General features: G+C 65.7%; 7 protein-coding genes. 4 read left to right on the forward strand and 3 right to left on the reverse strand.

Annotated features, from left to right (window positions below):
* The coding region (ygfZ, locus tag IL54_RS21085; RefSeq protein WP_037480711.1) for a CAF17-like 4Fe-4S cluster assembly/insertion protein YgfZ at positions 1 to 642 on the reverse strand (642 nt) is incomplete at its 3' end.
* A 76-nt stretch (positions 643 to 718) separates the two neighbouring features.
* Between ygfZ and IL54_RS21090 the strand changes: the two genes are divergently transcribed.
* Positions 719 to 2,050, forward strand: a complete 1,332-nt coding sequence (locus tag IL54_RS21090) for a dihydroorotase (RefSeq protein WP_037480197.1) — start codon at positions 719 to 721, stop codon at positions 2,048 to 2,050.
* Here IL54_RS21090 and rarD read toward each other — a convergent pair.
* The gene (rarD, locus tag IL54_RS21095) at positions 2,047 to 2,916 is read right to left on the reverse strand and encodes an EamA family transporter RarD (protein ID WP_272945527.1); all 870 of its coding nucleotides are present in this window, start codon (positions 2,914 to 2,916) and stop codon (positions 2,047 to 2,049) included. The two genes, IL54_RS21090 and rarD, sit on opposite strands and share 4 nt — an antisense overlap.
* 29 nt (positions 2,917 to 2,945) lie before the next feature.
* Positions 2,946 to 3,167: a hypothetical protein gene (locus IL54_RS21100; protein ID WP_037480199.1), complete on the reverse strand. Its 222-nt coding sequence runs from the start codon at positions 3,165 to 3,167 to the stop codon at positions 2,946 to 2,948.
* 159 nt (positions 3,168 to 3,326) lie between these two features.
* Between IL54_RS21100 and IL54_RS21105 the strand changes: the two genes are divergently transcribed.
* From IL54_RS21105 to IL54_RS21115, 3 genes are all read left to right on the forward strand, one after another.
* Positions 3,327 to 4,070, forward strand: a complete 744-nt coding sequence (locus IL54_RS21105; RefSeq protein WP_037480200.1) for a hypothetical protein — start codon at positions 3,327 to 3,329, stop codon at positions 4,068 to 4,070.
* Positions 4,071 to 4,159: 89 nt separating this feature from the next.
* Complete coding sequence (crcB, locus tag IL54_RS21110; RefSeq protein WP_037480202.1) at positions 4,160 to 4,546, forward strand: fluoride efflux transporter CrcB; 387 nt, start codon at positions 4,160 to 4,162, stop codon at positions 4,544 to 4,546.
* The coding region (locus IL54_RS21115; RefSeq protein ID WP_037480715.1) for an RluA family pseudouridine synthase at positions 4,543 to 5,736 on the forward strand (1,194 nt) is incomplete at its 3' end. The genes crcB and IL54_RS21115, both read left to right, overlap by 4 nt.

Consider the following 5,736-nt stretch of genomic DNA (forward strand, 5'->3'; position numbering starts at 1 on the left):
GAGGTCGGGCAAGGCGGCGCGCTGGCGCTTCTCCTCGGCCTGCGCCAGCGGCACAGCGACCAGCCGCCGGTTCACCTTGGCGCGATAATGCATCCGCGCGGTATTTTCCTGCCCGACATAGCAGCCCTTGTCATAATCGACGCCATGCAACTCCCCGGCATTGGTTTCGAGCCAGAGCGTCTGATCCTGCCCCAACTCGCCCACCCCTTCGAACACGCCGATCGCCAGCCGATGCGCGCGGAAGGCAGCAGAGGCATCCCCCTCCCCCGCTGGCGCGATCCAGCGATGGCCAAGCGCCGGCAGACGCGGGTCAAGCGGCTTGTCCTGCGCGTCGGGCGCCCAATGCACCGCCAACGCATCGTCCCGCGCGATCACGACCTTGCGGCGCAGGCGATAGAGGGTGAGGCGCTTCGCCAGCGCATCGGCTTGCGCCGCCTCACAGTCGATCAGCACATCCTCGCCGTCTCTCCATAGCAGGAAGTCGAACAGCGCCTTGCCCTGCGGCGTCAGCAGCCCGGTCCAGCGCGCCTCCCCCGGCTTGAGCGTCAGCACGTCGCGAGTCAGCAGCCCTTGCAGGAAGGGCTTGGCCTCCTCGCCCGAAATTCTGAGGAGCGCGCGGTCGGTGAGGGTGGTGCCGGTCATCGGCTTTAGGTAGGACAGTCGCGCTGAATAACCAACCCGTTCGGGCCGAACGGGTTTTGACAAGCGGAACCACGCCATGACCCAGACTTTCGACCTGATCCTCAAAAACGGCACCGTCCACACACCGGGCGGCGCGGAGCAGACGGACGTGGGCGTGCGCGCAGGCAAGATCGTGGCGATCGGTTCCGGCCTGGGTGATGGAGGCGAGGTGATCGACTGTACCGGGCTGGACGTACTGCCCGGCTGCATCGACAGCCAGGTGCATTTTCGCGAGCCGGGCCTGGAACATAAGGAAGACCTCGAATCGGGCAGCCGCGCGGCGGTGCTGGGCGGGGTGACCGCCGTGTTCGAAATGCCCAACACCAACCCCAACACCGACACGGCCGCGCGCGTCCATGACAAGCTGGTCCGCGCCCGGCATCGCATGTGGTGCGACCATGCCTTTTATGTCGGCGCGACGGCGGACAATGCCGAACAATTACGCGAACTGGAACGCATCCCCGGCACGGCGGGCGTCAAGATCTTCATGGGTGCCTCGACCGGCAGCCTGCTGGTCGATGACGATGATGCCCTGTCGCGCGTACTGGCCAGCGGCACCCGCCGCGTCGCCATCCATGCCGAGGATGAGGCGCGGATGAACGCGCGCAAGGATTATCGGGTGGAGGGCGATCCATCGTCGCATCCGGTCTGGCGCGACGATGAAAGCGCGATGATCGCGACCAAGCGGATCATCGCGCTCGCCCGCGCGGCGCGGCGGCGCATCCACATCCTGCACATCACGACGCCGGCGGAGCTGGAATATATCGGCCAGAACAAGGATATCGCGACCTGCGAAGTGACGCCGCAGCATCTGACGCTGGCGGGGGAGGATGCCTATCCGCGCCTTGGCAGCTATGCGCAAATGAACCCGCCGATCCGCAGCGCCGCGCATCGCGACGGGCTGTGGCAGTGGCTTAATCAGGGCGTGCCCGACGTGCTGGGCAGCGACCATGCGCCGCACACGATCGAGGAAAAGGCCAAGACCTACCCGGCCAGCCCCAGCGGCATGCCGGGCGTGCAGACGCTCGTGCCGTTGTTGCTCAATCATGTGGCGGAGGGGCGGCTGACGCTGCGCCGCTTCATCGAATTGACCTCGTCGGGGCCGCAGCGGGTGTTCGGGCTGGTCGGCAAGGGCCGGATCGCGCTTGGCTATGATGCAGACTTTACCGTGGTGGACCTCAAGAAGCGCTGGACCGTGGGCAAGGACTGGCTCGCCTCGCGCTGCGACTGGTCGCCATTCGAGGGGATGGACCTGACCGGCAAGGCGGTCGGCACCATCATCCGCGGCCATCGCGTGATGTGGGAAGATGCGCTGGCCGACGCCGCAGTGGGCGAACCGGTGCGGTTCGAGGCGACGGAATTTTCCTAAGCCGTCACGACCCGATTGCGGCGGGCGGCCTTCACGCTGTCCGTCGCAAACAGGATGAGGCCGACCCAGATCAGGCCGAAGCTCAGCATTTGCCCCAGGCTCAGCGTCTCGCCGAACAGCACGACACCGCAGACAAATTGCAGCGTGGGTGCGAGATATTGCAGCACGCCCAGCGTCGCCATCGGCAGGCTGCGCGCGGCCGTGGCGAACAGCACCAGCGGCACGGTGGTCACTAAGCCTGCGATGATGAGCAAGGCAGTGGTGGACATGTCCTGTCCAAAGCCGATCGGACCATGGCTCGCTTCCCAGAGCAAATAGGCGACCGCCAGCGGCGCGAGCAGCAGCGTCTCGACACCCAGGCCGGTCATCGGCGCCACCGGCGTCATCTTGCGGATGAGGCCATAGAAGGCGAAGCTGAAGGCGAGCGTCAGGCTGATCCACAGCGTCGTAATCGCAGACGCCGCCAAGATGGCAACTCCCACCGCCGCAAAGCCGATCGCCAGCATCTGCCCGCGCCGCAAGCGTTCCTTGAGTACCAATACGCCCAGCGCCACATTGACCAGCGGGTTGAGGAAATAACCAAGGCTAGTCGCCACGACATGGCCGTCATTGACTGCCCAGACATAGACCAGCCAGTTGATCGCGATCATAACTGCCGATCCAGCCAGCGCCAGCAGCAGACGACGATCGCGCAGCACAGCGATCATCGGACCGATGCCGTTGCGCAGCGCCAGCAGCGTCAGGATCAGCAGCAGCGACCAGAGGATGCGCTGGGTAACGATTTCGACCGGATCGACATGGTGCAGCAGCCGGAAGAAGATCGGCAGCAGCCCCCAAAGCCCATAAGCGCCCAGCGCCGCGAGCAATCCCCGGCGTGTACTGGCGTCCGCGTCGGTCAGATAAGCCCCCCGCCCATGAACAGCCGCAACGCGCCGAACGCCGCGACGATCAGGCAGAAATTGCGGCCACCATTTTTCGAGGAGAACATGCCGATAAAGGCGCCGAACAGCGCCATGGGCACGAAGATCCAGTTGAGCGCGCCCAGAAACGGAAAGACCGCCGGCATCATCATGATAAGGGTGACAAGGCCGATAAAGCCGGACAAGATATTGAGCATGATGGTCAGATGATCCTTTCGCCGCGCGCGAACAAGTCGGTCGACAGGGCCAATGCGCAGAAACTGGCCTTGCGATAGGGGAATTTTTCGCGATTCACCAAATGTCCTAACGAAAAATTAACCTCCGTTCTTCATGCCTTGTTTACGAAGGAGTGAAGAATGGCGTTTTTCCGGTCTGTTTCCCTGCTCACGCTTATGGTTGGCCTGGCCGCCTGCGGCAAGGGCGACAAGGACGCCAATCTCGCCGCGCTCGACGCGCAGCTCACCAACAATGCGGTAGATCCCGCGCTCAAGGGCGCGCTGGCCGACCCGATCGTGGTCGATCCGCAACTGGTGGGCCAGTCCAACCGCAACGCCGTGCGCCCCGCCGACCAGCCCGCCAATGGCGCAGTGCCGGTGCTGTCGGGCGATGCCGGTGCGGCCCAGGCGCAAGCGGTCAAGCAGGCGGGCGGCAAGCTGCTCTCTGCCCCTGCCGCCAGCGAAGGCACCGCCATGGCGTCGAGCGTCACGCTGGGTGCCGTCGCGCGCGAACAGGCGACGCGGCGCGGCGGCACGGCCAATTGCTCGAAGAAACTCGCTTATGGCATGGAATGGGCGCAGCGCCTGCCCGACCCCTTCGCCCTCTATCCCGGCGCGCAGCTGACCGAAGCGGCAGGCGCGGAGACCGACGGCTGCACCTTGCGCGCGGCCAGCTTCGTAACGCCCGCCCCGCGCCAGGGGGTGATGGACTATTATTATACCGTGGCCCGCCGTGCTGGTTATGACGGCGAGCATAAGATATTGGGCGGCGACCATGTGCTGGGCGGCACGCGCAAGGCCGATGGCAGCGCCTATTTCATCCTCTTCACCGATGCGCCCGGCGGCAAGACCGGCGTGGACATCATCGCCGACAACGGAAAGTAACAGGCGTCCGCTTCCTGCGCTTGAGGCGCGGAAAGACTGTTTCACCATCGACCTTTCCCCTTTGGCGGAATCGCTATAGGGCGATAGTCATGACCAATATCTTTCTTGTAATGGGCGGCGGCGCGATTGGCGCGGCGCTGCGCTACCAGCTTGGGCGCTTCGCCGGGCAGTTGACGCCTGGCGCGACCTGGCCCTGGGGCACGTTCGCCGCCAATCTGATCGGCGGCTTCGCCATGGGGCTGCTCGCCGGATGGCTGGCGCGCGGCAGCGCGGTGGCGGGCGAACCGATCCGGCTGCTGCTCGGCGTCGGCCTGCTCGGCGGCTTCACCACCTTTTCCGCCTTCAGCCTCGAAACACTGCTGATGTTCGAGCGCGGCCAGATGATCGTCGCCTTGGGCTATGCGCTGGCGTCGGTGATCGGCGCAGTCGTGGCGCTGGCGCTTGGCCTTACCGTGATGCGGAGTATCGTGGCATGAAGGGTCGTCCCCCACCCAAAAGCGACGCCCCGCGCGGTCGCAAGCCTGCCGCGCCTGGCAAATCCACTGGCGGCAAACCCGCTGGGAGCAAGTCAGGGTTCGGCAAGGCCGCTGATGGCAAGCCCGGCGGCGGTGCGAGATCCTTTGCCAAGCCATCGGGCGCGCCCGGTCGCGCCCGTGGCGGGGCCAAGGCGGCAACCGCACGCAAGGGCGAAGGCGGCAAGCCTGCCTTCAAGGCCCCCTTCAAATCGGGGCCAAAGCCAGCGGCCAAGCCAGCCCCCAAAGCTGCCGTGGCGAAAGTCGCTATCGTACCATCCACGCCTGCAAAGCCCAGCGTGGCCAAGGGCGTCTCGCTCGACGTGCGGCAATATCGGGTGCAGCCCGACGATGACGGCATCCGCCTCGACCGCTGGTTCCAGCGGCATTTGCCCGATGTCGGCTTCAACATCGTGTCGCGCTGGTCGCGGACCGGTCAGTTGCGCATCGACGGCGCGCGTGCCGCACCGGGCGACCGCGTTGCCGAAGGGCAGATGATCCGCGTACCCCCCGCCGAAGCCAAGGCACCTGCCGCCGAACGGCCCAAGCGCGCCCGCGTCATCGACCTGACCGAGGACGAGATCGCTTTCGTACAGGAGATGGTGATCCATCGCGACGCGCAGGCGATCGTCATCAACAAGCCGCCGGGCCTTTCGACGCAGGGCGGCACCAGGACCGACGAGCATGTCGACAAGCTGCTCGACGGCCTGATGTTCGATTCCGAATCGCGCCCCAAGCTGGTTCACCGGCTGGACAAGGACACGTCGGGCGCGCTGCTGATTGCCCGCACCAGCCGCGCCGCCGCCCATTTCGCCAAGGCCTTTTCCAGCCGCACCGCGCGCAAAGTCTATTGGGCGCTGGTGATCGGCGTGCCGTCCATCTCCGACGGGATGATCGAACTGCCGCTCGCCAAGCAGCCGGGCACCGGCGGCGAGAAGATGCATGTCGATGAGGAAGAAGGCCTGCCCGCCCGCACCCGCTATCGCATCATCGAGCGCGCGGGCAACCGCGCCTGCTGGGTCGAGCTGCAACCCTATACCGGCCGCACCCACCAGTTGCGCGTGCATCTGGCGGCGATCGGCCATCCGATCGTGGGCGACGGCAAATATGGCGGCAAGGACAGTTTCCTGACCGGATCGATCAGCCGCAAGATG

Origin of the sequence: Sphingobium sp. ba1 (assembly GCF_000743655.1) — a bacterium.
GTDB lineage: Bacteria > Pseudomonadota > Alphaproteobacteria > Sphingomonadales > Sphingomonadaceae > Sphingobium.